The organism is Acinetobacter pollinis (assembly GCF_015627175.1).
GTDB lineage: Bacteria > Pseudomonadota > Gammaproteobacteria > Pseudomonadales > Moraxellaceae > Acinetobacter > Acinetobacter pollinis.
In genome coordinates, this window is the sequence record NZ_VTDQ01000006.1 from 39,859 (window position 1) to 65,089 (window position 25,231).

23 protein-coding genes are annotated in these 25,231 nt (G+C 37.4%); 15 read left to right on the forward strand and 8 right to left on the reverse strand.

Annotated features, from left to right (window positions below):
- The first annotated feature begins 25 nt into the window (after positions 1-25).
- Positions 26-1,117, forward strand: a complete 1,092-nt coding sequence (locus I2F23_RS04165) for a 3-deoxy-7-phosphoheptulonate synthase (RefSeq protein ID WP_213014656.1) — start codon at positions 26-28, stop codon at positions 1,115-1,117.
- A gap of 51 nt (positions 1,118-1,168) precedes the next feature.
- Positions 1,169-1,702, forward strand: a complete 534-nt coding sequence (locus tag I2F23_RS04170; RefSeq protein WP_195771306.1) for a protein tyrosine phosphatase family protein — start codon at positions 1,169-1,171, stop codon at positions 1,700-1,702.
- Here the strand turns inward: I2F23_RS04170 and ispF are convergent.
- Positions 1,686-2,171 (reverse strand): 2-C-methyl-D-erythritol 2,4-cyclodiphosphate synthase, encoded by a 486-nt coding sequence (gene ispF / locus I2F23_RS04175; protein ID WP_195771358.1) that lies wholly within the window; start codon positions 2,169-2,171, stop codon positions 1,686-1,688. The genes I2F23_RS04170 and ispF overlap by 17 nt on opposite strands.
- Positions 2,172-2,263: 92 nt before the next feature.
- Between ispF and I2F23_RS04180 the strand changes: the two genes are divergently transcribed.
- A complete protein-coding gene (locus I2F23_RS04180) occupies positions 2,264-2,911 on the forward strand; it encodes an A1S_1983 family putative colistin resistance protein (RefSeq protein WP_195771307.1) in 648 nt (215 codons plus the stop codon).
- On the opposite strand, the gene ispD is transcribed toward I2F23_RS04180, so the two are convergent.
- The 5 genes from ispD to I2F23_RS04205 are packed head-to-tail and all read right to left on the reverse strand — an operon-like array spanning position 2,908 to position 7,847.
- Positions 2,908-3,624 (reverse strand): 2-C-methyl-D-erythritol 4-phosphate cytidylyltransferase, encoded by a 717-nt coding sequence (ispD, locus tag I2F23_RS04185; RefSeq protein ID WP_195771308.1) that lies wholly within the window; start codon positions 3,622-3,624, stop codon positions 2,908-2,910. The genes I2F23_RS04180 and ispD overlap by 4 nt on opposite strands.
- Positions 3,599-3,997: a cell division protein FtsB gene (gene ftsB, locus I2F23_RS04190; RefSeq protein WP_195771309.1), complete on the reverse strand. Its 399-nt coding sequence runs from the start codon at positions 3,995-3,997 to the stop codon at positions 3,599-3,601. Before ftsB ends, ispD begins: the two co-directional genes overlap by 26 nt.
- A gap of 5 nt (positions 3,998-4,002) precedes the next feature.
- Positions 4,003-5,292, reverse strand: a complete 1,290-nt coding sequence (eno, locus tag I2F23_RS04195) for a phosphopyruvate hydratase (protein ID WP_195771310.1) — start codon at positions 5,290-5,292, stop codon at positions 4,003-4,005.
- A gap of 40 nt (positions 5,293-5,332) precedes the next feature.
- A complete protein-coding gene (gene kdsA, locus I2F23_RS04200) occupies positions 5,333-6,190 on the reverse strand; it encodes a 3-deoxy-8-phosphooctulonate synthase (protein ID WP_195771311.1) in 858 nt (285 codons plus the stop codon).
- Positions 6,191-6,209: 19 nt separating this feature from the next.
- The gene (locus I2F23_RS04205) at positions 6,210-7,847 is read right to left on the reverse strand and encodes a CTP synthase (protein ID WP_195771312.1); all 1,638 of its coding nucleotides are present in this window, start codon (positions 7,845-7,847) and stop codon (positions 6,210-6,212) included.
- Positions 7,848-8,072: 225 nt separating this feature from the next.
- Here I2F23_RS04205 and I2F23_RS04210 point away from each other — a divergent pair, with 225 nt between their 5' ends.
- A complete protein-coding gene (locus I2F23_RS04210; protein ID WP_195771313.1) occupies positions 8,073-8,597 on the forward strand; it encodes an internalin in 525 nt (174 codons plus the stop codon).
- Between the two features lie 65 nt (positions 8,598-8,662).
- On the opposite strand, the gene aspA is transcribed toward I2F23_RS04210, so the two are convergent.
- Positions 8,663-10,108 (reverse strand): aspartate ammonia-lyase, encoded by a 1,446-nt coding sequence (gene aspA / locus I2F23_RS04215; protein ID WP_195771314.1) that lies wholly within the window; start codon positions 10,106-10,108, stop codon positions 8,663-8,665.
- A 290-nt stretch (positions 10,109-10,398) separates the two neighbouring features.
- Positions 10,399-10,899, reverse strand: coding sequence for an Lrp/AsnC family transcriptional regulator (locus I2F23_RS04220; RefSeq protein ID WP_195771315.1), 501 nt, complete (start codon positions 10,897-10,899; stop codon positions 10,399-10,401).
- Between the two features lie 114 nt (positions 10,900-11,013).
- Here I2F23_RS04220 and putA point away from each other — a divergent pair, with 114 nt between their 5' ends.
- The 11 genes from putA (at position 11,014) to I2F23_RS04275 (ending at position 25,210) form a co-directional block, all read left to right on the forward strand.
- Complete coding sequence (putA, locus tag I2F23_RS04225) at positions 11,014-14,766, forward strand: trifunctional transcriptional regulator/proline dehydrogenase/L-glutamate gamma-semialdehyde dehydrogenase (protein WP_195771316.1); 3,753 nt, start codon at positions 11,014-11,016, stop codon at positions 14,764-14,766.
- Between the two features lie 111 nt (positions 14,767-14,877).
- The gene (gene trmA, locus I2F23_RS04230) at positions 14,878-15,963 is read left to right on the forward strand and encodes a tRNA (uridine(54)-C5)-methyltransferase TrmA (RefSeq protein WP_195771317.1); all 1,086 of its coding nucleotides are present in this window, start codon (positions 14,878-14,880) and stop codon (positions 15,961-15,963) included.
- 318 nt (positions 15,964-16,281) lie between these two features.
- The gene (locus I2F23_RS04235; protein ID WP_195771318.1) at positions 16,282-16,509 is read left to right on the forward strand and encodes a hypothetical protein; all 228 of its coding nucleotides are present in this window, start codon (positions 16,282-16,284) and stop codon (positions 16,507-16,509) included.
- Between the two features lie 118 nt (positions 16,510-16,627).
- Positions 16,628-17,530: a 50S ribosomal protein L11 methyltransferase gene (gene prmA / locus I2F23_RS04240; RefSeq protein WP_195771319.1), complete on the forward strand. Its 903-nt coding sequence runs from the start codon at positions 16,628-16,630 to the stop codon at positions 17,528-17,530.
- An 8-nt stretch (positions 17,531-17,538) separates the two neighbouring features.
- The gene (locus I2F23_RS04245) at positions 17,539-18,348 is read left to right on the forward strand and encodes an MJ0042-type zinc finger domain-containing protein (protein ID WP_195771320.1); all 810 of its coding nucleotides are present in this window, start codon (positions 17,539-17,541) and stop codon (positions 18,346-18,348) included.
- A gap of 466 nt (positions 18,349-18,814) precedes the next feature.
- Positions 18,815-19,084 (forward strand): DNA-binding transcriptional regulator Fis, encoded by a 270-nt coding sequence (fis, locus tag I2F23_RS04250; RefSeq protein WP_005014868.1) that lies wholly within the window; start codon positions 18,815-18,817, stop codon positions 19,082-19,084.
- A 73-nt stretch (positions 19,085-19,157) separates the two neighbouring features.
- Positions 19,158-20,735 (forward strand): bifunctional phosphoribosylaminoimidazolecarboxamide formyltransferase/IMP cyclohydrolase, encoded by a 1,578-nt coding sequence (gene purH / locus I2F23_RS04255; RefSeq protein ID WP_195771321.1) that lies wholly within the window; start codon positions 19,158-19,160, stop codon positions 20,733-20,735.
- An 81-nt stretch (positions 20,736-20,816) separates the two neighbouring features.
- Positions 20,817-22,106 (forward strand): phosphoribosylamine--glycine ligase, encoded by a 1,290-nt coding sequence (gene purD / locus I2F23_RS04260; protein WP_195771322.1) that lies wholly within the window; start codon positions 20,817-20,819, stop codon positions 22,104-22,106.
- A 433-nt stretch (positions 22,107-22,539) separates the two neighbouring features.
- Positions 22,540-23,418 carry a MetQ/NlpA family ABC transporter substrate-binding protein gene (locus I2F23_RS04265; RefSeq protein ID WP_195771323.1) on the forward strand — a complete coding sequence of 293 codons (879 nt, stop codon included), beginning with the start codon at positions 22,540-22,542 and terminating at the stop codon, positions 23,416-23,418.
- A 71-nt stretch (positions 23,419-23,489) separates the two neighbouring features.
- Positions 23,490-24,518 carry a methionine ABC transporter ATP-binding protein gene (locus tag I2F23_RS04270; protein WP_195771324.1) on the forward strand — a complete coding sequence of 343 codons (1,029 nt, stop codon included), beginning with the start codon at positions 23,490-23,492 and terminating at the stop codon, positions 24,516-24,518.
- A complete protein-coding gene (locus tag I2F23_RS04275; RefSeq protein ID WP_195771325.1) occupies positions 24,515-25,210 on the forward strand; it encodes a methionine ABC transporter permease in 696 nt (231 codons plus the stop codon). Before I2F23_RS04270 ends, I2F23_RS04275 begins: the two co-directional genes overlap by 4 nt.
- Positions 25,211-25,231: the final 21 nt, after the last annotated feature.

The window sequence follows — 25,231 nt, forward strand, 5'->3', positions numbered from 1 at the left end:
TTTTTAAATTAGATCATTAACGGCAATGAATACTGAACAACACAATTCGACCATTTCAAATGATATTGATGATGTCAATATTAGTAGCATGCAACCACTCATTACACCTGCACAACTCAAGGCAGAATTACCACTCTCGAACAAAGCACACGAAACTGTTCTAAAAGGACGTGAACAAGTACGTAAAATTCTAGATGGTGAAGACAAGCGTATATTTGTGGTTATTGGTCCTTGTTCTATTCACGACCCTCAAGCAGCACATGAATATGCAGACCGTTTAAAAGCATTAAGCGAAAAGGTCAAAGATACGCTATATATTATTATGCGCGTTTATTTTGAAAAACCACGAACAACAGTCGGTTGGAAAGGTCTGATTAACGATCCAAATATGGATGACTCATTCGATATTGAAAAAGGCTTACGCATTGGCCGTAAACTGCTTTTAGATTTAAATGAAAAAGGATTACCTTGTGCAACTGAAGCACTTGATCCAAACTCGCCTCAATATTTACAAGATCTTATTTCATGGTCAGCTATTGGAGCGCGTACTACTGAAAGCCAAACACACCGTGAAATGTCTTCGGGACTATCATCACCTGTAGGTTTTAAAAATGGTACAGATGGAAGCTTTACCGTTGCGATTAATGCAATGCAAGCTGTGAAACATGGCCATAATTTCTTAGGCCTAAATAATGATGGACAAGTATCTATTATTAAAACACGTGGTAACCAATACGGTCATGTAGTTCTTCGTGGTGGTAATGGCAAACCAAACTACGATGCAACATCTGTTGCTGCTGCTGAAGATGCGTTAACTAAAGCCAAAGTTGCACATCATATTATGATCGATGCGAGTCATGCCAATTCAAACAAAGACCCGTATTTACAGCCATTAGTGTTAAAAAATGTTACCGAACAAATTTTAAATGGTAACCGTTCTATCATTGGTTTAATGATAGAAAGTCATCTAAAAGGTGGCAGACAAGATATTCCTGCGAACTTATGTGACCTTGAATATGGAAAATCTGTAACTGACGGCTGTATCGATTGGGATACTACAGAAAAAGTGCTTTTAGAAATGCACCAAGCATTAAAAGATGTTTTACCAAAACGTTAATATAATGCACACTATACGCCATCTATGATGGCGTTTTTTATATAAATACTTATGAATAATCTTGAAAATGCACTAAGTCAAATCCCCCAATTCCAGTATGTTCACGAACATCTATTTTCTTCGGGACAACCTACAAAAGATCAACTACAACAAATTAAAGAATATGGAATTCATACCATTATTAATTTGGCCCTCAATAGTTCGACAGAACACTTAAATAATGAAGATCAAATTTGCTTAGATTTAGGATTAAATTACATGCAGTTTCCCATCTGTTGGGATACGCCAAATACAGACCAAGCATTATTTGCACTAGATACAATTAACTTTCTTGTACAAGATCAGAAAGTTTGGTTGCATTGTGCCCAAAATAAACGTGCAAGTGCCTTAATATTTCTATATAGACAATATTATATGAACATTGATATTGCAGTTGCACAGCAATACTTAGAAGAAGTGTGGGAACCCAATGAAACATGGACAGGTTTAATACATAGTGTTGCCTTGCAACTTAAAGGAAGAAAGGCAACACAAGAACTACAACAGGCGCTACAAAGTAGTGATGACTCTATTGTTGATGAATAAGTACTGTTGCGGTTGCTAAGATACCTTCTTGGCGACCTGTAAAACCTAACGCTTCGGTTGTCGTTGCTTTAATACTAATTTGAGAAACATCTACACCTAGAACATTTGCAATACTTTGGCGCATTTCCAAATTATGCTTAGCAAGCTTAGGTCGTTCACAAGCTACTGTAATATCAGCATTACCCAATATATAACCTTGATTTACAATTAGCTCATACACATGCTTTAACAACACTCTACTGTCAGCACCTTTAAATTCTGGATCAGTATCAGGGAAATGCTGTCCAATATCGCCTAAAGCCAATGCACCTAACAATGCATCACTTAACGCATGCAATACAACATCACCATCTGAATGTGCTTTTAATCCCTGTGTATGTGGAATTTTTAGTCCAGCCAAAGTAACAAAATCACCTTCTTCGAATGCATGGACATCTATACCCTGACCAATTCTAATTTTTGCAACCAATGTAAAACTTCCTTTCATATAAAATGATATCTTGTCTTTCTACTCAATCTTTCGCTATATTACCTTTAGTACTACATAACCAAGTATAAGCGATGATGTCGTTTCATAATTCAAATCTCATAAAGAATACTCTTTTTATCACACTTGCAATTGTGCCTACCATAACACTTGCCTATACCATAGCACCTGAAAAGATATGTGATACACACGCTAGAGCGCTCTTTTGTAAAGACAACTATAAAACACAAAGAGATCAGGTCTCGAGTTTATTAGATACCACCCAACAAACCACTAATGCGCCTCTACATTTAATTAGTGAAACACAGAATTTATGGTTACACCGTATTTATAAATGTAAAACCGACAAATGTATTCAAAATGAATTATCGAGCCGAATAGATGAGTTAAATACTTATTCATCACTAAATCAAAGTTTAACGCAACATTTTTTCAAATATACTCAAGGTAAAGTCGCTACGCCAAACACCTATTTACAAATACATCAACTTGATCAAAAACGAATTAAGGTTGAAGGTTTGTCTTATACACACAAGCATCATGAAAAAGGTCAACATTTTCTTATCGCCTATAGCAACAACACTACTAACGAATCTATTCAACTAAAAAATACAGATGATCAGTGTATTTATGAGTTAAAGCAATCAAAAGCACTGCTTACATTAAAAAGCGATCAGCCAACATGTCAACATTTTAGTGGCGTTTATCGACTCTATGATTAAGTGATCATAGATCTAGATTTTAAAACAAGTTGGGCAAATTCTAAATCTTCAGGATAAGTAATTTTAATATTATCTGAACGGCCTTGTACAATATGTACGGGCATCTGTGAAAGCTCTAAAGCACTCGCTTCGTCCGTAACAATAAGATTGTTTGCTAAGGCGTATTCTAATGCATCAATTAAATGCCCGATTTGTGCCATTTGAGGCGTTTGAGCCTGCCATAAATCTGTACGATCTACAGTTTGTGTAATTTCTAAATTACACGCACGTTTTAGCGTATCTCGAACAGGAGTAGCTAAAATGGCGCTTACCTTATTTTTTGAAACATATTCGGTTAATGCTTTTAAGCTATCACTTGAAATACATGGTCTTGCTGCATCATGAACCAATACATAGTCTGTTTCAGCTGAAAACTGCCGAAGATAATAAAGTGCATTTAAAACAGAATGTACTCGCTCTTGCCCACCAAAACAGAAATGAACTTTGTCTTGCTTTTTAAATTTCTGAGATTGTATATGAGTATCATTTGGGCTTATTGCTAAAACACATCCATCAATACGAGATAAACTAAGAATCGCATTTACTGTATGTTCCAAGACAGTATTACGCTCAATCATCTGATATTGTTTAAGTGCTGTTTTAGAAAAGCGACTGCCTGAACCAGCCGCTGGCACAATTGCCCAAATTTTAGTGGAGGTCTGGGCTGTCTTCATCTTCGCTATCTGTATTTTTACTTTCTACAGGTGAAATATAGTTTTCCTGCATTTGTGGTGATGTGAGTGTACTCATTTGAACAAATGTTTCATTTGGCTTAATTAAACCTAAATCCAGTCTGGCATGTTCTTCGACGGCTTCAGCACCATTTTTTAAATCATAAACTTCAGCGCCTAATATACGATTTCTTTCTTTTAAATCCTTATTCGTATCTTCTTGTTGTTGAATTTGTTGCATTAATTTTTGATGATCGTAATAACCACCTTCTCCAAACCAGTACATATATTGAAAGCCTGCTATCAAAATAATAGCAAGCCCCAATATAAGTCGACTTGAAAAAGAGTTAAAAGCCTCTTTTATAAAAGTCAGCATAAATTTTAGTTTAGACCTTTAAACTCTGCACGGCCACGGTATACCGCTTTGGTTAATTCTTCGATGCGTAGTAACTGATTATACTTTGCAACACGATCCGAACGTGATAAAGAACCTGTCTTAATTTGTCCTGCTGCTGTACCTACAGCAAGATCAGCAATTGTAGAGTCTTCAGTTTCACCCGAACGGTGCGAAATAACAGTTGTATAGCCATTTTGTTTAGCAAGATAAATAGCATCAAGCGTTTCACTTAACGTACCAATCTGATTATATTTAATCAGGATTGAGTTACCTATTTTCTCATCAATACCACGCTGTAAAATTTTTGGATTCGTTACGAATAGATCATCACCAACCAATTGAATTTTATCACCTAGAATTGATGTTAAATATGACCAACCTTCCCAGTCAGATTCATCTAAGCCATCTTCAATTGAAATAATTGGATATTGTTTTACAAGCCCAGCTAAATAATCAGAGAATTGGTTGCTTGTGAACGCTTTATTCCCTTCGCCTGCAAGAATATACTGGCCATTTGAATAAAACTCAGAAGCTGCGCAATCTAGTGCAAGCATAATATCTGAACCTGATTTATAACCAGTTTGTTCAATTGCTTCTAAGATCACTGTAATTGCTTCTTCATTAGAGCGAAGGTTTGGCGCAAAGCCACCCTCATCACCCACTGCAGTATTCAAGCCTTTTTTCTTTAGAACAGATTTTAAAGCGTGAAAAGTTTCAGCACCTGCACGTAAACTTTCTGCAAAAGAAGTAAATCCAACTGGTTCAATCATGAACTCTTGAATATCTACGGTATTATCTGCATGCGCACCACCATTGATGATGTTCATCATAGGCACAGGCATAGATAAAGTTTTTTGTCCACGTAGATTTGCAATATATTGGAACAATGGAGTTTTTTGTTCTTCTGCTGCGGCACGAGCTGCTGCAAGAGAAACCGCCAAAGTTGCATTCGCACCAAGCTTAGATTTATTTTCTGTTCCATCTAATGCAATCATGACATCATCTAGACCTTTTTGATCAAATACATCATGACCAACAAGGGCTTTTTTGATTTCAGTATTTACATTTTCGACTGCTTGACGAACGCCTTTACCTAAATAACGTGATTTATCACCATCACGTAATTCTAAGGCTTCACGTGAGCCTGTTGATGCACCAGAAGGTGCGCAAGAACGACCAACAACACCAGATTCTAAAATAACGTCTGCTTCTATAGTCGGATTACCGCGTGAGTCTAAAATTTCACGTGCGCGAATATCAACGATTTGGCTCATAAAAACTCCTATGTATTATAATGCTAATGCATTCAGTGCATTAGTGCGTATCTAATTTATCAAACCCTTTTACCAACGTATCTAATTCTTTAGTCTGTTCTAAAAATGGCTCTAACTGAGAAAGTCTTAATGCACATGGACCATCACAACGCGCTTTATCTGGATTTGGATGTGCTTCTAAAAATAAACCAGCAAGACCAGTTGCCATACCTGCGCGTGCTAAAGTACTAATTTGAGCACGACGACCACCTGCAGAATCTGCACGCCCACCTGGTGTCTGAAGCGCATGAGTTACATCAAAAAATACAGGAACATTCATTTCCTTCATGATGTCTAAGCCAAGCATATCGACCACAAGATTGTTATAGCCAAAAGCAGAACCACGTTCGCATAAGATGAGCTTATCATTACCTGCTTCTAAACATTTTTGCAAGATATGATCCATTTCTCTTGGTGCTAAGAACTGTGCTTTTTTAATATTGATGATCGCGCCTGTTTTTGCAATCGCTTCAACAAGATCTGTTTGACGACTTAAAAATGCAGGAAGTTGAACTATATCTGCGACTTCAGCAATGGGTGCTGCCTGATATGGCTCATGTACATCTGTAATAATAGGAATATTGAGTTGCTTTTTAAGCTCGCCCAACCATTCGATACCCTTTTCTAGACCTGGTCCACGAAATGAGTGCAAGCTAGAACGGTTTGCTTTATCAAAACTTGCTTTAAAAACGTATGGAATTTCTAAACGTTTACAAATTTCGATATAAGATTCTGCAATTTCAAATGCTAAATCTTTAGATTCAAGTACATTCATTCCGCCGAATAGTACAAATGGCAAGTGATTTGCCATTTGTATATCGCCTAAACGTACAATTTCCTGAGGTTTTAATTGTGACATTTAAACTTCCTAAGTAACCTTATTTGCCTTTTTGATTTTGCTTTTTTGCAGCATCAATAAAGCTTGCAAATAATGGGTGTCCATCACGTGGTGAACTTGTAAATTCCGGATGGAACTGTACAGCAATAAACCATGGATGTGCAGGAATTTCAACTGTTTCTACTAAATGTTGTACAGAAGAATAACCTGATACACGCATACCTGCTTTTTCTAATGGTTCGATGAAACGATCATTCATTTCATAGCGATGACGGTGGCGCTCTGTGATTTCAGCTTTACCGTAGATTTCACGTGTTTTTGTGCCTGCAACCAGTTCAGATTTTTGTGCACCTAAACGCATAGTACCACCTAGATCTGACTCTAAGTTACGCTGCTGTAATTCACCACGTTCATCTAACCATTCTGTGATTAAACCAATCAATGGATATTTTGTAGCGCGATTAAATTCGGTAGAACTTGCCTCAGGCATTTGTGCAACGTGGCGTGCATATTCAATTACTGCCAATTGCATACCTAGACAAATACCTAAAAATGGAATGCCTTTTTCGCGCGCATAGCGAATTGCAGCCATTTTACCTTCAGTACCACGCTCACCAAATCCACCCGGTACCAAAATAGCATCAGCTGTATCTAAGATTGCAATATCTTCGCTTTCTAATGCTTGTGCATCTACATAGTCAATTTGCACTTTCACACGGTTTTGAATACCTGCGTGTAGTAATGCTTCATTAACAGATTTATATGCGTCAGGAAGCTCTACATATTTACCAACCATTGCAACACGAACGGTATACTCTGGGTTGAAAAGCGCTTCACACACTTGATCCCAATCAGACAAATCAGCTTTTGGTAAGTCGTTATAACCAAAACGTTCACAAATTAAATCGTCAACATTTTGCTCGTAGAAATTACGTGGAATTTGATAAATCGTTTTCGCATCTTTACATACGACAACAGCACGTGCCTCAACATTGGTAAACAATGCGATTTTACGGGTTGTATCCGCATCAACATCATGCTCTGTACGACAGATTAAGATATCTGGTTGGATACCAATAGATAAAAGCTCTTTTACAGAATGCTGTGTTGGTTTTGTCTTCAACTCAGCAGCAGAGCTAATATATGGAAGCAATGTTAAATGCATTAACATACTACGTTTATGACCAAGTTCTACCATAAGTTGGCGAACGGACTCCATAAACGGCAGCGACTCGATATCACCAACCGTACCACCAATTTCAACAATCGCAACGTCATAGCCTTCGCCAGCGCGAAGTACACGTTCTTTAATGTTGTCGGTAATATGAGGAATGACCTGAACAGTACCACCTAAGTAGTCACCACGACGTTCTTTATTCAAAACATCTTGGTATACACGGCCACTGGTAAAGTTGTTGAGTTTGGTCATTTTTGCACGGCGTAAGAATCGCTCGTAATAGCCCAAGTCTAAATCTGTTTCTGCACCATCTTCGGTTACAAAAACTTCACCATGTTGAAATGGACTCATTGTGCCTGGATCGACATTAATATATGGATCCATCTTCACCATAGTGACACTCAGGCCACGGGCTTCTAAAAGTGCGGCAACAGAAGCGGCTGAAATACCTTTACCTAGTGATGATACAACACCACCGGTAACGAAAATAAAATGGGTCATTCGAGTTCTCGTACAATCAAGCCTAAACAGGCATGCAATGCTGGGCAATTTTACTTTACTCTGCCCCTATAAAGCAAAGTCATTCAGCATCTATTCACATAACAATTCACAGTTGCGCATATTATCACCGATTTATTTTAATTTGAATGCGCAAACTGAATATTTGCAATCTCGTTTTTCTTGTTATAATAGTAAGTTCGTAATGTAAATTAGAAACGTATAAACATGAACAGAAAGCTTCTTATTTGTGGTGCTATCATGGTAGGTTTAGTTTTAACCGCCTGTTCTAAAAAAGAAGCACCCGAAAATAACGATAAACAATCTCCAGAGCAAACAACACAACAAAATGTCGCTTCGGAACAATTACAATCAATTAATAAAGATGGGGACAATGCATCTGCACCTATGGCAGAGCCTGAGCATAAACATGCACATGATGTTCCACCAGAGCATCATAGTGAGATAAATGCAGAACAACCACCTAAAATGGTTGAAGTTGAACGCGAACAGACTGCAAATACAACCACTGAAATTCGCAGAGAATATAAATCTGAGACGCCTAAAAAGTCAGATAAAGATACAACACCTGCAACTTCTCCTGAAGTTCACGTAGAAAAAGTATCAACTGCTTCTGCGCCTGAAGTAGTGAAACCAAAACATCATCAAACAGCAAAACCACAAAGTGGCAACTTGTCAGAAGATGATGCCGTCGCTGCTGCAATGTCTGCTGCTAAACCAGCACTAAACTAAACCTATAAGATAAATAAAAAAGCCAAGTTAATAACTTGGCTTTTTTTGTTTTCTCGTTCTTGAGCTTAGCTTACTTGTACCACTTCTTCATCTGGAATAATTGAAATTTCTGAAACTAAGTTTTCAAATTTAAAAATTTCATCAAGCTCATCTTTTGAAAGCAAACCACGCTCTAAAACAACTTCAGGAATTGTTTTATTTTCCGCGATACATTGTTTACCAATCTCATCACACAATGAATGACCCAATAAAGGATCAAGTAAAGTTACGATCCCCACACTACGCATTACTTCATCACGACATACTTCTTCATTGGCAGTAATGCCTTGAATACATTTCTCATCTAATGTACGAATTGCTTGTGTCAAAATTTGAATAGATTCGTGTGTTGAATAAGCAATTACAGGCTCCATTGCATTTAACTGCATTTGCCCTGCTTCAGCACCAAAAGTAATTGTTAAATCATTACCAATCACTTTAAATGCAATTTGATTGACCACCTCAGGAATAACAGGATTCACTTTTGCAGGCATAATTGAAGAACCTGCTTGCATCTGAGGTAAATTAATTTCATTTAGACCCGCACGTGGACCAGAACTTAATAGACGTAAATCATTACTAATTTTTGAAAGTTTTACAGCTAAACGTTTTAACGTACTCGAAACAATAATAAAGACACCACAGTCACTGGTTGCCTCGACATAGTCTGCAGATGGTTTAACATTTAAACCTGTGACTTGCTCTAAATGCTTAGTAACCAGTTTTGCATAACCAGGTACTGTATTTACACCTGTTCCAATAGCTGTTGCACCCAAATTGATTTCTAAAAGAAGCTCACGAGTTTGTTTAATTAAGCTCATATCTTCTTTGAGTAATGTTGCAAAGGCATGGAACTCTTGACCCAATGTCATCGGTACAGCATCTTGTAATTGAGTACGCCCCATTTTAATTACTGTTTTAAACTCAAGTGCCTTTTGGCTAAGAGATGCAATTAAATGTTGTAGCTTTTCAAAGAGCTCATCTAACACGCTGTAAGTTGCCAGACGTAATGCTGTTGGATATACATCATTGGTCGACTGTGATTTGTTTACATGATCATTGGGATGAAGTACATCGTACTTACCTTTACGATGCCCCATCATTTCTAAAGCAATATTTGCGATGACTTCATTGGTATTCATATTAATTGATGTACCAGCCCCACCTTGGTATACATCTAATGGAAAAGATGCTTCCCAATTTTCAGGATGATCAATTAACAAGTCGCAGGCTTTTTGAATAAGTTCGCTTTGCTGTTCGCTCAGTCTTCCAACGGCTAAGTTTGCTCTTGCAGATGCTTTTTTAACTTGCGCAAGGGCACGAATAAAATGTGTTTGCTGACCAATCGTTAAAGTTGAAATATTAAAGTTTTCTAACGCTCTTAACGTGTGGATACCATAATAACGATCTGCTGGTACTTCTTTTGTTCCCAATAAATCCTTTTCGATACGAATCAATGGCGACGTATTCATAAATTACCCTTTTGGTATTGTACAGTCATAACAACTCGAAATAGTTATCATGATATATGAAGCCCATAAACAATAAAGTGATTTTCTTCACTTTATGCAATAAATTCCATATTTTCATTGGTCTATGGGTATTTATTTTAAAGAACTCCATTTCAAGGTAGTTAAAAAAACTACCTTTTTGATGTTTTTTTTCACTGAAATATAAAAAAAGAGGTTAAAACCTCTTTTTTAGTCATTTTTAGCTTGGCAAGTTCATCAAATTTAAATTAAAAATGAAGCTTTTTTATAGACTATGGTCGTAATTTTTCAGCTTTTGTATTCAGTTTAAGTTGGTGAGTTTCCTTCACCATTTGCATGACAGGATAACTTCTTGTTTCCTTCACCCCGGGTAATTTCCAAAGCACTTGACCCGAAATACGGCGAAAGTCTTCCATATTTTTACTGCGTACTTTTAATACAAAATCAAAGCCACCACTGGTCATATGACACTCAAGAATTTCAGGAAAGCTTTTCACCGCTTCAACAAAATCATCCAAAACATAAGATGTTGTTTTATCTAGCAAAACCTCAACAAAAATCAAAAATCCTGCGTTTAATTTCTCTGGATTAAGATGTGCATGGTAGCCCAAAATATACTTTTCAGAAACCAGTCTTTGTACGCGTGCTAAAACTGCTGTTGCTGATAAATTTACCAATTCAGCAAGTTTAGTATTAGAAATACGACCATCTTTTTGTAGTAAGTCTAATATTTTCAAATCGATTCGATCTGGTTGGAAGTTAACTTCAGGCATAGCATAATTCTCTAAAAAGAGCCCAAAAAATAGTGAGTTATTCTGTCACGATTTTGCAATGATTCGGCTTATTAAGCAACGCCAATTTGTCACATATTTTTAGGACGTGATGATATGAGTACACAACGCCACAATGTATTTTTTCGCCCTGCAACTTTCGAAGATATTACCCCTCTTCATGGCAAAACATTGCTTGAAAATGCCATTAATTCAAATTGGCGTCGTACAGAGACTGAAGCCGTTGAAACATTATTAAATTTCACGCAAGTTTCGCCCGAACTCGATAAGAAAATCTATGATTTGGCTTTCCAACTTTCACAACACCTCCGTGAAAATAATAAAGCATCTGGAAAAGCAGGTATTGTTCAAGGACTACTACAAGAATTTTCGCTTTCTTCACAAGAAGGCATCGCACTTATGTGTCTTGCAGAAGCATTATTACGTATTCCCGATACAGCAACACGTGATCAGCTCATTCGTGACAAAATTAATCAAGGAAACTGGAAGTCTCATATAGGACAAAGTAGCCTTGTTTTTGTAAATGCAGCTGCATGGGGTCTAATGCTTACAGGAAAACTGATGGCACCTCCTGCGCAAAAAAGTTTATCAGGTATGCTCACTTCTCTTCTTGCACGAAGTGGACAAGGCATTATCCGTAAAGCTGTAGACGTTGCAATGCGTATGATGGGTGAACAGTTTGTTACTGGTGAAACCATTGGCGAAGCACTAGAAAAATCAAAAATACTTGAAAAAGAAGGCTTTCTTTATTCTTACGATATGCTTGGTGAAGCCGCACTTACAGATCATGATGCGAAGCGTTATATGGCAGATTATGTCAATGCTATTCATGCAATCGGTAAAGCTTCTCAAAATAAAGGCGTTTACAAAAGTGCTGGCATCTCGATTAAACTTTCTGCAATTCACCCACGTTATTACCGTGCACAGTACGATCGTGTACACGATGAACTGTACCCACGCATTGTTGAACTTGCAAAACTCGCAAAACAATACGATATTGGCTTAAATATTGATGCCGAAGAAAGTGAGCGATTAGAACTTTCACTAGAGCTTTTAGAACGTCTTTGCTTCGAACCTGAACTTGCAGGCTGGAATGGAGTTGGCTTTGTAATTCAAGCTTACCAAAAACGCTGTTTCCCACTTGTAGATTACATTGTTGATCTTGCAAAACGCAGTGAAAAACGCTTAATGATTCGTTTAGTGAAAGGTGCATACTGGGATAGCGAAATTAAAAAAGCACAAGTCGAAGGTTTATCTGACTACCCTGTGTTTACACGCAAAGTGCATACAGACCTTTCATATATTGCCTGTGCAAAAAAATTATTGGCTGAACCTGACTATATTTACCCTCAGTTTGCAACACACAACGCACAAACGCTTGCGACTATTTATGAACTGGCTGAACCCGAAAAATATGTCGCAGGACAATATGAGTTTCAATGCCTACATGGTATGGGCGAACCTCTATACAAACGTGTTGTCAATAAACTCGGAATTCCGTGCCGTATCTATGCACCTGTAGGCAATCACGAAACGTTATTGGCTTATTTAGTACGCCGTTTACTTGAAAATGGCGCAAACACGTCGTTTGTCAACCGTATTGCAGACAAGACCATTCAAATTGATGAATTAATTCAATCCCCAACTGATGATATTCAGCGTCAAGCAATGCAAGAAAAAGTCATTGGTGCAAAACATCCTAATATTCCTTTACCACAAGATTTATATGGTCAGGACAGACTCAATTCGGCAGGTACAGACTTAGCAAACGACCATTGTCTATTTGAACTGAATGAAGTTGCAAAAGCTTTATACGAACATCAATGGCTCAGCAAACCGCTAATTGCAAATGTAGAGATTGAAAAAGTTACGCAAGGAAAACCTGTCGTTAATCCTGCTCAACATAACGATGTTGTTGGATCAGTGATTGAAGCAGATGAAAACGATGTTGAACATGCTTTAGTTCAAGCTGAAGCTATGCAGTCTACTTGGGCACATATGTCTGTGTTAGCACGTGCAAAACATTTAGAAACCGCAGCAGATGCGATGCAAGCTCAACTTCTTGAGCTGATGGTTTTACTTTGCCGTGAAAGTGGAAAAACTTACATGAATGCAATTGCAGAAGTACGTGAAGCAATTGATTTCTTACGCTACTACGCAAAACAAGCAGAAACATTCTCTGCGACACAACCAATTAAACCATTAGGTACGATTTTATGTATTAGTCCATGGAATTTCCCATTGGCTATTTTTACAGGTCAAATTGCTGCTGCACTGGTTACAGGAAACTGTGTCATTGCAAAACCTGCTGAACAAACGCCACTTGTTGCATACGAAGCTGTTAAAATTTTACACGAAGCTGGTATTCCTGAAGCTGCTTTGCAATTTTTACCAGGACAAGGTGAAACTGTAGGGGCAAAACTCAGCGGAGATTCACGCGTTCAAGGAATTATGTTTACAGGCTCGACAGAAGTTGCAAAAATTCTTCAAAAAACAGTGGCTAAGCGTCTTACCCCTGAAGGTAATCCAGTCACGCTTATTGCAGAAACTGGTGGACAGAATGCCATGATTGTCGACTCATCTGCACTTACAGAGCAAGTCGTGCTTGATGTCGTTAGCTCTGCATTTGACAGCGCAGGACAACGCTGTTCAGCTTTACGTATTCTCTGTGTACAAGAAGATTGTGCAGAGAGTGTCATGACGATGCTTAAAGGTGCAATGAAACAACTTCGCCTAGGTAACCCACATTATCTAAAAACAGATATTGGCCCTGTAATTGACGTTGAAGCGCAAGAAAACATTGAACGCCATATTGCAAAAATGAAATCTAAAGGTTATGCAATCCATCAACTTACTTTAGATGAACCATTGCAAAAACAAGCAATTGAACAAGGCACATTCATACCACCGACAATGATTGAATTGCCAAACTTAGATGATTTAGAGCGTGAAGTTTTTGGACCTGTTTTACACGTCATTACTTACAAACAAAATGAGCTTGAACAACTTATTGGCCGTATTAACGATAAAGGTTATGGGCTTACCATGGGTGTTCATACACGTATTGATGAAACCATCCAAAAAGTGATTGACCTTTCAGAAGTGGGGAACTTATACGTTAATCGCAACATTGTAGGTGCTGTTGTTGGTGTGCAACCATTTGGTGGCGAAGGACTCTCAGGCACTGGCCCCAAAGCAGGTGGCCCACTCTATGCATATCGCCTAACACAAGGTCATGCATTTAAAAATGTTCAAACACCTTTTGCAGTAAAACGTGAAATGACCGAAATACCAAAAGAGTATTTTAATCATTTCCATACGTTTAAAGCATGGGTAGAAAAAACATTCCCTACATTAGACATTCAACAGCATCAGCCATTTATGGTTGGCCGTACATATGAGCTTCAAGGGCCTACAGGTGAAAGTAACCATTACACCATGCAACCACGTGAAAGAGTTTTGAGCTTAGCAAACACAGATCAAGAATTTGTAGATCAACTACTTAGCATCTTTGCTGTAAATGCACAGCCTGTAATGAAAAAAGGAACTCCTTTTTTTGAAAAATATCAGGCCCAAATGCCAAAAGAAATTGTTTCACGTATTGCAGTCATTTCATCACTCCATGAAGAAGCTTTCGATGCCGTTCTACATCACGGCGATGAAGAGCAATTGATGCAAACACAACAAGCGATTGCCTCACATCAAGGTGCGATTGTTTCGATTCATCATCTAGCATCAGAGAGTCGCGATATTCCTGTAGAGCGTCTCGTCATAGAACATGCAGTCAGTATTAATACGACAGCTGCAGGTGGTAATGCGAGTCTAATGACCATGGAGGAGTCTGCTTAACTTAAGTTTTACTCCTTGGAGGCAATGTTTTCAAACGATAGATGACTAGGCGTAGTTCACGTTGTTTGTTAAGATTGCCTCTCTTTTTTTCTAGCATGTAATCATCCATTTATGACATCTGCATATCAGCAACAACTGCAAGCCAAAATTGAGCGTATTACAGCCCAGTTTGAAGCATTTAATCCGCCAAAATTAGAAGTTTTTGACTCTCCTAGTGACTACTTTAGAATGCGTGCAGAATTTCGTATCTGGCATACAGATGACGATATGTTCTATGCAATGTTTGAACGCGATGAAACAGGAAAGAATAAAAAAGCCGTTCGTGTCGATCATTTCCCTATTGCCTGTCATGCAATTAATGACCTTATGCCGAAGCTCCTAGACGCACTCAAGGGGCAGAAAAATTTACACCATAGACTCTTTGAAATCGACTTTTTGGCAAGCTTAAGTGGTGAAATGCTCGTCAGCCTTATTTACCATCGTAAACTTGATGAAGACTGGCAAAACCTTGCACAAGCCCTTTCAAAACAGCTGAATATTAAAATTATTGGTCGCAGTCGTGGTCAAAAACTCGTTTTAAGTGACGATTTTGTGGTTGAAAAATTAGATGTAGACCATCGAACATACTTCTATAAACAAATCGAAAATGGCTTTACTCAGCCAAATGCAATTGTTTGCCAAAAGATGTTGCAATGGGCATCGGATGTTGCAGACACATGTCAAGGTGACCTACTTGAACTTTACTGTGGTAACGGAAACTTTACATTGCCATTATCTACAAAATTTAACCGTGTTTTGGCAACAGAACTTGCAAAATCTTCTGTACATGCTGCCGAATGGAATATTAATAAAAATGCTATTCATAATATTCAAATTGCACGACTTGCTGCGGAAGAGTTTACGCAAGCTTTCCACGGTGAACGCGAATTTAGACGCCTCCAAGAAGCAAGCATCGATATTTCTAGTTATGACTTTGGTACAGTTTTCGTCGATCCACCACGTGCAGGTATAGATCTCGACACATTAAAGCTATTACAAAACTTCAAACACATTATCTATATTTCATGTAACCCAGACACATTGGTAGAAAATTTAGACATACTCTGCCAAACACATCATATTCAACGCTTTGCATTATTTGATCAATTTCCGCACACACATCATGTAGAAAGCGGCTTACTATTGACTAAAAAGTAATGCTAACTGGAGAGAGTATAAAAATAAGTACTCTCTCTTTCTCCTTGATATATCAACTTTTCTGATCATCATCAAATCTATTTATCTAAATTACTTTTAATTGAAAATTACGATAATTTTTTGATTTTATTAAATTGTTTCAAAATATGAATAAAAAGACATCATTTTAAATCATTAATTACTTGTTTTTACGATAGTTAAACTTTTGGACCCATTTTAAATAGAAATAATGTACATTTGTATAAGAAAACAGGCTTCTTGTATTTTTATTTTTTTTATTTATATTTCAAGAAATGTTAGGTTGCAATGAACGCTCTTATGAGTATTTGGCAAAAATTATTTAATTCGAAACATGAGCAAAACAGTCAGAAAAACAATATGGCCTGTATTGAAAATGACTGCTCATGTAAAAGTAATGAACAGTTGATTCAAGCCTTAAAAGCTGCACATGATGAATATGTGGTAAGGGGTATTAAACGTGTTCTTATGTCTAGAGGCTTTAGTCGTAAAGAGTTAGATCAATTTAAGCAGCATACTATCCATTAAACAAAGATAAGCGGTCTAAAATAGATCGCTTATTAAAATCTACTTTTCACCACTCCCTATATATCCCAATTTTCGTTACAATAGATTGAATTAACTCCCAAACAATTAGGTTATTTGCGTGAAGTGGCTACAAATCCATATTACTGTTGATCAAGCAGATGTTGAATCAACAGAAACACTCCTACTTTCTTTAGGTGCTGTCAGTGTCACACTAGATGATGCAGAAGACCAAGCTTTGCTTGAACCTTTACCAGGTGAAACGCCTTTATGGAATAAAGTAATCGTTACAGGCATCTATCAACAAAATGATGAAGCACCTATTGACGTCAACTCATTAGTTGCATTTGCTCAATTACAACTTCCAGCAAATACTCAGATTTCACACGATGAGCTAGAAGACCAAGTTTGGGAACGTGCTTGGATGGATTACTATGAACCTATCCAAATTGCTGAAAACTTCTGGATTGTTCCTGAATGGTTAGAACCACCAGAAAAAAATGCAGTTAATTTAAAGCTAGACCCAGGATTAGCATTTGGTACAGGAAACCATGCCAGTACATTCTTATGTCTACAATGGCTAGGTAAAACCGATTTAAAAGACAAAGTCGTTATTGATTATGGCTGTGGTTCAGGTATTTTAGGTGTCGCAGCTTTGCTTCTTGGTGCAAAACAAGTTTATGCAACAGATATAGATCCACAAGCGGTATTGGCAACAAAACAAAATGCAGAACTCAATGGCGTGGTCGATAAACTATTTGTAGACTTACCAGATGCATTTAACCAAACAGTTCAGCAAGAAGCGGATGTACTTATTGCCAATATACTTGCTGCACCATTAATTGCACTTGCACCAGAATTTAGCCGCCTTATTAAACAAGGTGGCGAGTTTGCTTTAGCTGGTGTAATTGAAGAACAAGTGGAAGAAGTGAGCGAAACATATCAAGCGTTTTTTAATATTACAGAAATAGAAAAACGTGAAGAATGTTGGTGCAGAATTTCAGGATATCGTCATCACAATTAAGTTTTCTCATGGAACATATAAAGACCACTTGCCCAACATGTCAAACAAAGTATCTTGTTTCTATGATGCATTTGTCTGTTGCACAAGGAAAAGTGTGTTGTAGTCATTGCCGTTCCACATTTAATGCCTACCATCATATGATGCGTGGGCATCTCAATGAAAAAGAACTTTCACAGTCAAACTTTTTAAACATTGCGAAATATTCTGCTTTAGAAGTATTTCATACACGTAATGCATCTTCTAGCATTAACTTACTCACTCATCTCAATCATACACGTCACAGTGAAGTAAATATTCGGGCGACAACATCGCGTACACCACATAAAAGACGACCTAAATGGGCATCTCTATTGCTGATTGCACTCGGTAGTGTACTTATTCTCATTCTTCTTTTTAATATTCTCACACACAATACAAAGGTTTTACATCAATTTCCATTTTGGAAATCTATCACAGCAAATAACTGCGCAAAAAAATCATGTTCATCAACCACGCAAGATATGGTTCAAATTCAAGTCTTAAAGGTTGAAGAAAGCTCGCCTTATGTCACAACAGTTACAGGATTCATTCAAAATCTGAGTCCAGATGTACAACAGTTACCACAAATTGAGCTGAACGTGCATTTAACAAAGACAAGAATTAAACCTTTCCAATTCTCTCCAGAAATGTATTTACCCTACTATTTTAGACATAAAAATGTATTGCTAAAAAAACAAAGAGTAGATTTTAGACTTGATGTTCCCTTTTCTTACAACAATGTTCATTCTTTAGAAATTAAGCAGTCGATGAAATCTGATGCTATTACTTTATCTAAATAATTTTTTTCATCATTCTTAAACATATCTCGCTATATAATATCAATCAAATAATATCTTTTATTTTTATACAAAAACAAAAACAATAAAAAATTAAATTTAATTCAAAAAAACGATTAAAAAAATAAAAAAAATTGCCTCATATTTACTCACTTTTCTGTCGAGAGTGTTATTATACGCGCCACTAATGCTTGACCAAACATATATCTCGTATAATTCCCATAACTAAAGAAATTTCTAAATGTGCATTTTTTATTGCGCATTGAGTATTTTTTTTGTTTCTGAAAATTCTTGCTGTAACAAATTCTAAATATTTGTTACGCTTATTTTTCAACCAAAACGAGTAGAATATGCCAAGCTGTATTGAATTTTATAAGTACATCACCTTGTGTGATTCTTATACTTTACCCCTTTAAATATAACCACTCTCCCACCCGAAGTGGTTTAGATTAATTTCGGATTAAAACGCATGAATAGCAAATCTCCTATTTTTACTGCACAATCTGATGTAGCGCTTCGCATCCATGTGGACCGCGCGGTTCGTCACTATTTTGCATCTTTGCAAGGTGAGCAACCATCTCAGGTGTATGACATGGTGCTAGCAGAAATGGAGAAACCTCTTTTGTCTGTAGTTCTCGAATACACCCGTGGCAACCAAACACGTGCAGCGGAAATTTTAGGACTAAACCGTGGTACTTTACGTAAAAAGTTAAAAGCTCACGGTTTAATGAGTGAATAAATGATAAAATGCTCACGTCTTCGTGGGCATTTTTTTTGCCTTTTGTTTTCTAACTTCAAAGACTAAATATATCATGACAATCAAACGCGCTTTAATTTCCGTTTCCGACAAAACCGGTATTGTTGAATTTGCACAAAATCTTTCCAATTTAGGGATTGAAATTTTATCTACGGGTGGAACGTATAAACTATTAAAAGAAAACAACATCGCTGTTGTTGAGGTTTCTGAACATACAGGTTTCCCTGAAATGATGGATGGCCGTGTAAAAACACTACATCCTAAAATTCATGGTGGAATTTTAGCACGCCGTGGTATCGATGAAGATGTTATGCAAGCACACAATATTGCTGCTATCGATTTTGTCGTTGTGAATCTCTACCCATTTGCAGCAACTGTGGCTAAGCCAAATTGCTCGCTTGAAGATGCTATAGAAAACATCGATATTGGTGGCCCAACTATGGTACGTGCAGCAGCGAAAAACCATGCTTCTGTAGGTATTATTGTAAATGCTTCAGACTACACTGATGTCGTAAACGAACTCAAAACCTCAGGTGCTTTATCACAAGCAACTCGCTTTGACTTAGCTGTAAAAGCATTTGAACATACAGCTCAATATGACGGTATGATTGCGTCATATCTTGGTGCACGTGTTGGTAAAAATGAGGGTGAAACAGCAGATACGTTCCCTCGTACCTTTAATACACAACTTAATAAAGCACAAGATTTACGCTATGGCGAAAACCCACATCAAGCAGCAGCATTTTATGTAGAGTCAACAGCAACTGAAGCTTCAGTATCTACATCTAAACAATTGCAAGGTAAAGCGCTTTCGTACAACAACATCGCAGATACAGATGCTGCACTAGAGTGCGTGAAATCTTTTGTTAAACCAGCATGTGTTATTGTTAAGCACGCAAACCCTTGTGGTGTGGCTGTTTCATTAGATGGTATTCAAGCAGCATACGATCTTGCTTATGCAACTGATCCAGAGTCAGCATTTGGCGGTATTATTGCATTTAACCGTGAGTTAGATGTAGACACTGCAAAAGCAATTGTTTCACGTCAATTCGTTGAAGTGATTATTGCACCAAGTATTGCAGATGGCGTATTAGATGTTACAGGTGCGAAGAAAAATGTCCGCGTACTTACATGTGGCGAACTTCCTGCAATCGATGCGCGCGTGCAACAGTTAGACTATAAGCGTGTAAACGGTGGCTTGCTTGTTCAAGATCAAGATTTAGGCATGATTACAGCAGATGAGCTTAAAGTTGTTACAAAGCGTGCACCGTCAGAACAAGAAATTGAAGATCTGATCTTTGCATGGAAAGTTGCAAAATACGTGAAATCAAACGCAATTGTTTATGCAAAAAATCGTCAAACGATTGGCGTAGGTGCAGGTCAAATGAGTCGCGTGAACTCGGCACGTATTGCAGCAATTAAAGCAGAGCATGCAGGTCTTGTGGTTGAAGGTGCTGTTATGGCATCAGATGCTTTCTTCCCATTCCGTGATGGTATTGATAATGCTGCTAAAGCAGGTATTAAATGCATCATTCAACCGGGTGGTTCTATGCGTGATGAAGAAGTTATTGCAGCTGCAGACGAAGCTGGTATTGCAATGGTATTTACTGGTATGCGCCACTTCCGTCATTAATAACAACAATTAACACTCATACTTAAGAGAAACATCCTCATATTCATACATTGAGGATGTTTCATTTATGGAGATTCATCTATGAATATTTTAGTTTTAGGTAGTGGCGGACGTGAGCATGCACTTGCATGGAAAATTGCTCAAGATAGCCAAGTCAGTCAAGTATTTGTAGCACCTGGCAATGCGGGTACTGCAACAGAGTCAAAATGCAAAAATATACAACTAGATATTTTAAACAACAACGCAATTATTGATTTTGCAAAAGCAAATAATGTTGATCTCGTTGTGGTTGGTCCTGAAGCACCACTTGTTAACGGTGTTGTCAATGCTGTACAAGATGCTGGCTTAAAAATTTGGGGACCTACTCAGTACGCAGCTCAATTGGAAGGATCAAAAGCATTTGCAAAAGATTTTCTAAAAAAACACAACATCCCAACTGCATTTTATGAAGTATTTACAGAAATTGCTCCTGCAAAAGCATATGTAGAAAAACATGGTGCGCCTATTGTAATTAAAGCAGATGGGCTTGCAGCAGGCAAAGGTGTAATTGTGGCAATGAACAATGACGAAGCTTTTGCAGCAATTGATGATATGCTTTCTAGTAACAAATTTGGCGACGCAGGTAGTCGTGTTGTTATTGAACAATTCTTAGCAGGCGAAGAAGCAAGTTTCATCTGTATGGTCGATGGTAAAAATATCTTACCAATGGCAACATCACAAGATCACAAACGTATTTTTGAGGGTGATCAAGGGCCAAACACAGGTGGTATGGGTGCTTACTCCCCTGCTCCAGTCGTTACACCTGAAATTTTTGAGCGTGTAATGAATGAAATTATGCGTCCAACTGTTGAAGGTATGGCAAAAGATGGTCATACATACACAGGCTTCTTATACGCAGGACTCATGATTGATGAACAAGGGCAACCACGTGTCATCGAATTTAACTGTCGTTTTGGTGACCCTGAAACACAACCAATTATGATGCGTTTACAGTCTTCTCTTGTAGACCTTATTCTTGCAGGTGTTGAAGGAAACTTACCAAGTGAAGCTCAGTGGGATGAGCGTAAATCAATTGGTATTGTTCTTGCTTCGGAAGGTTATCCCGAAACAGCACGTAAAGGTGATGTTATCTCAGGTTTAGGCCAATCTCCAGAAGGAACAAAAATATTCCATGCAGGTACATCAACCACAGCAGATGGTCATGTAGTAACCGCAGGTGGCCGTGTTCTTTGTGTGACTGCATTAGGTGATACTGTTTTAGAAGCACAAGTTAATGCACTTGAAGTATGTGGTCAGGTCACATTCGATGGTATGCAATATCGTACCGATATCGGATATCGTGCAATCGCACGTGAAAATAATATTCAGTAATTTGTAATAAAAGAATAGCTTTCACAAGAAAGCTATTCTCGCAAACTGCCTATCTAAATGAAAAAAATTCATAAGTATTGTGAATTTTATTGTTTTGACTTATATAACAAACACTTTATACTCCGCCTTATTAAGAAATTTTTAACACACAGAAATGCTCCTCAAAAGGAATAGATTTGCTTAACTTGTACAACGCAAAGTACAATCATCTCTATATTGCATGAAGATTTCTTGGTATGATAACGGCAACTTTATACTGATTTCGCACTATACTTGTTATTTATTGATATTCATCTAGGATGCTAGATATTCATTGTCTAATATACTCAAACTATTGAGATACAGACATGAACAAAATATTAAAGAAATAGCTTGCTTTACTCAGTCATTATTTTTGTACTTACAAACATTTTTATCAGGATTATTACCCCTCATGAAAAAATTATTGGGTGTTGTATTATTAGGTGCAGGTCTTACTCTTGCTGCAGGTTGCAGTAAAACTCCATCAGACCAAGCTGAAAATAAAACAGCAGATGGCAAAGAATTAAAAACAATTGTTCTAGGTTCAGATGGTTCAGATACAGATGTATGGCGTTATATCGCGACACTTCCTGCAACAAAAGACGCTGGTATCAAGCTTGACGTAAAAAATATGCCTGACTACGTTGCAATGAATAAAGCAACGGCTGGAGGTGAAATTGACGTAAATGCATTTCAGTCTTACAACTACCTTGTTGCTTATAATACGCAAAGTAAAGAAAAGCTTGTTCCTATTGCGACAACGTACATTGAACCAATGGGAATCTACTCAAGCAAATACAAGAAAATAGATCAAATTCCGAATAACGCAACTATTGCTATTCCAAACGATACCTCAAATGAAGCACGTTCACTCTCTTTATTAAAAGCTGCAGGTCTTATTCAGCTTAAAGAAGGATTCGATCCAATCCATGGCGACCTGAAAGATATTACAGCTAACCCAAAAAACTTACAGCTTAAGCCAATTCCAATGGCAACTGCTGTACGCGTAATGGGCGATGTAGATGCTATTGCTCTAGGCAATACATTGGCAATGGAAGGTGGACTAAACGTACTTAAAGATGCTTTATTTTACGAACCTGTTAACCAATCTACAAAATTAAATATTAATTTACTTGTAACTTCTGAAGCGAAAAAAGATGATCCGACCCTGCAAAAACTTGCACCGATCTATCATAGTGAAGAAGTGAAAAAATTCATTGCTGAACGCTTTGGTGGTACTAAAATTGACGTTAGTAAACCAATTAGCTATTTAACTGAAAATCAGCAGTAATCATATTCCACTAAAACAGGTAAGGTATTTCTACTTTACCTGTTTTTATTTTTAGCATAGTTTTTAACCAAATGATTCAATTTAAAAACATCTCAAAGCACTATAAGCTGAAAGGACAAACTGTTCATGCGCTTAAACAAATTAATCTCGAAATTCCTGAAGGGAGTATATTCGGGATCATTGGTTATAGTGGTGCAGGAAAAAGTACATTAATCCGCTTAATTAATTTACTTGAACGTCCAAGCGAAGGTCAGATCATTATTAACCAAAAAGATTTTACCGCTTTAGATGCAAAATCATTGCGTCAAGAACGCGCTAATATTGGTATGATTTTCCAACATTTTAATTTACTGCAAACAAAAACCGTTGCAGAAAATATTGAAATGCCTATGCGTTTACTTGGCTATAGCAAAACAGAACGTGAAAAGCGTTTAAACGAACTGTTGCAGTTTATCGATCTCGAACACAAAAAAAATGCTTACCCCGATGAACTTTCAGGTGGTCAAAAACAACGTGTAGGCATTGCGCGTGCACTTGCTAATCATCCTAAAATCTTACTTTGCGATGAAGCAACATCTGCTTTAGACCCACAAACGACTCAATCTGTTCTAGATCTACTAAAAAAAATTAATAAAGAACAAAACATTACTATTGTTATGGTCACCCATGAAATGGATGTTATTGAGAAAGTTTGTGACCATATTGCAGTGATGGAGGCAGGTCATGTTATCGAACAAGGTTCTACAGTTGAGCTATTTAGCCAGCCTAAACACCCAACCACACAAACATTTATACAAACCGTATTACAGCAACATTTACCGACCAACATTCTAAAACAGCTAGAAAACCAGCATCACCACAGCATATATCGTCTACAGTTTTTAGGAAAATCTGCACAGGAACCTGTAATTCAATCCATGATTAAAGCATTTGATGTTAGTTTAAATATTTTATTTGCTTCTATGACTGAAATTGATGGTACAGTAATTGGTCAAATGTTCGTTCAAATTCTTGGAGAACCTTCAGCAGTTGAAGGGGCAATTCATCATTTAGAAAAATATGGTGTTTCTGTTGCGTCACAAGCAGGAGAGCAAAAATGAGAGATGCTTTTGTTGCATGGTTAACGCAAATTACACACCCTTTTTGGAATAGTATTGTCTCTGTAGATGACTTTGTATCTGCGCTCCAGCAAACCATTTATATGGTCATTATTGCATTCTTTTTTGGTGCAATTTGGGGCTTTCTACAAGCAATTACCCTCTTGGTTACACGACCAACAGGAATATTGCCTAATCGCTTTATTTATCAAATTTTGAATCCTATCGTCAATGGACTACGCTCCTTACCTTTTGTCATTTTAATGATTGCAATCATTCCAATTACAAAGTTTATTACTGGTAAAACGATCGGTACTGCTGCTGCAATTGTACCCTTAGTTGCATATATTGGCCCATATATGGGAAGACTAATCGAAATCTCATTACTTGAAGTGAATGAAGGAATTATTGAGTCTGCACAAGCAATGGGAGCTTCTCCAGCGCAAATCATTTTCAAGTTTATTTTGCCTGAAGCACGTAGTTCACTCATTCTTAACTTAACCAGTGCCAATATTAGTTTAATTGGTGCAACCGCAATGGCTGGTGTAGTTGGTGGTGGTGGAATTGGAGATCTTGCCTATTCGTATGGCTATCAAAGATTTGATACCTTTATCATGATTGCAACAATTATTGCTTTACTCATTTTAGTTCAAATCGTACAGATGGTTGGAGACTGGCTGTCTAGATTGCGATAAACATCTTAAATAAAAAAGCAC

Coding starts and splice junctions, on each gene's coding strand:
- I2F23_RS04165 (WP_213014656.1), top strand. CDS start 26: ATGAATACTGAACAACACAATTCGACCATTTCAAATGATATTGATGAT.
- I2F23_RS04170 (WP_195771306.1), top strand. CDS start 1,169: ATGAATAATCTTGAAAATGCACTAAGTCAAATCCCCCAATTCCAGTAT.
- I2F23_RS04180 (WP_195771307.1), top strand. CDS start 2,264: ATGATGTCGTTTCATAATTCAAATCTCATAAAGAATACTCTTTTTATC.
- ispD (WP_195771308.1), bottom strand. CDS start 3,624: ATGAAGACAGCCCAGACCTCCACTAAAATTTGGGCAATTGTGCCAGCG.
- ftsB (WP_195771309.1), bottom strand. CDS start 3,997: ATGCTGACTTTTATAAAAGAGGCTTTTAACTCTTTTTCAAGTCGACTT.
- eno (WP_195771310.1), bottom strand. CDS start 5,292: ATGAGCCAAATCGTTGATATTCGCGCACGTGAAATTTTAGACTCACGC.
- kdsA (WP_195771311.1), bottom strand. CDS start 6,190: ATGTCACAATTAAAACCTCAGGAAATTGTACGTTTAGGCGATATACAA.
- I2F23_RS04205 (WP_195771312.1), bottom strand. CDS start 7,847: ATGACCCATTTTATTTTCGTTACCGGTGGTGTTGTATCATCACTAGGT.
- I2F23_RS04210 (WP_195771313.1), top strand. CDS start 8,073: ATGAACAGAAAGCTTCTTATTTGTGGTGCTATCATGGTAGGTTTAGTT.
- aspA (WP_195771314.1), bottom strand. CDS start 10,108: ATGAATACGTCGCCATTGATTCGTATCGAAAAGGATTTATTGGGAACA.
- I2F23_RS04220 (WP_195771315.1), bottom strand. CDS start 10,899: ATGCCTGAAGTTAACTTCCAACCAGATCGAATCGATTTGAAAATATTA.
- putA (WP_195771316.1), top strand. CDS start 11,014: ATGAGTACACAACGCCACAATGTATTTTTTCGCCCTGCAACTTTCGAA.
- trmA (WP_195771317.1), top strand. CDS start 14,878: ATGACATCTGCATATCAGCAACAACTGCAAGCCAAAATTGAGCGTATT.
- I2F23_RS04235 (WP_195771318.1), top strand. CDS start 16,282: ATGAGTATTTGGCAAAAATTATTTAATTCGAAACATGAGCAAAACAGT.
- I2F23_RS04245 (WP_195771320.1), top strand. CDS start 17,539: ATGGAACATATAAAGACCACTTGCCCAACATGTCAAACAAAGTATCTT.
- fis (WP_005014868.1), top strand. CDS start 18,815: ATGAATAGCAAATCTCCTATTTTTACTGCACAATCTGATGTAGCGCTT.
- purH (WP_195771321.1), top strand. CDS start 19,158: ATGACAATCAAACGCGCTTTAATTTCCGTTTCCGACAAAACCGGTATT.
- purD (WP_195771322.1), top strand. CDS start 20,817: ATGAATATTTTAGTTTTAGGTAGTGGCGGACGTGAGCATGCACTTGCA.
- I2F23_RS04265 (WP_195771323.1), top strand. CDS start 22,540: ATGAAAAAATTATTGGGTGTTGTATTATTAGGTGCAGGTCTTACTCTT.
- I2F23_RS04270 (WP_195771324.1), top strand. CDS start 23,490: ATGATTCAATTTAAAAACATCTCAAAGCACTATAAGCTGAAAGGACAA.
- I2F23_RS04275 (WP_195771325.1), top strand. CDS start 24,515: ATGAGAGATGCTTTTGTTGCATGGTTAACGCAAATTACACACCCTTTT.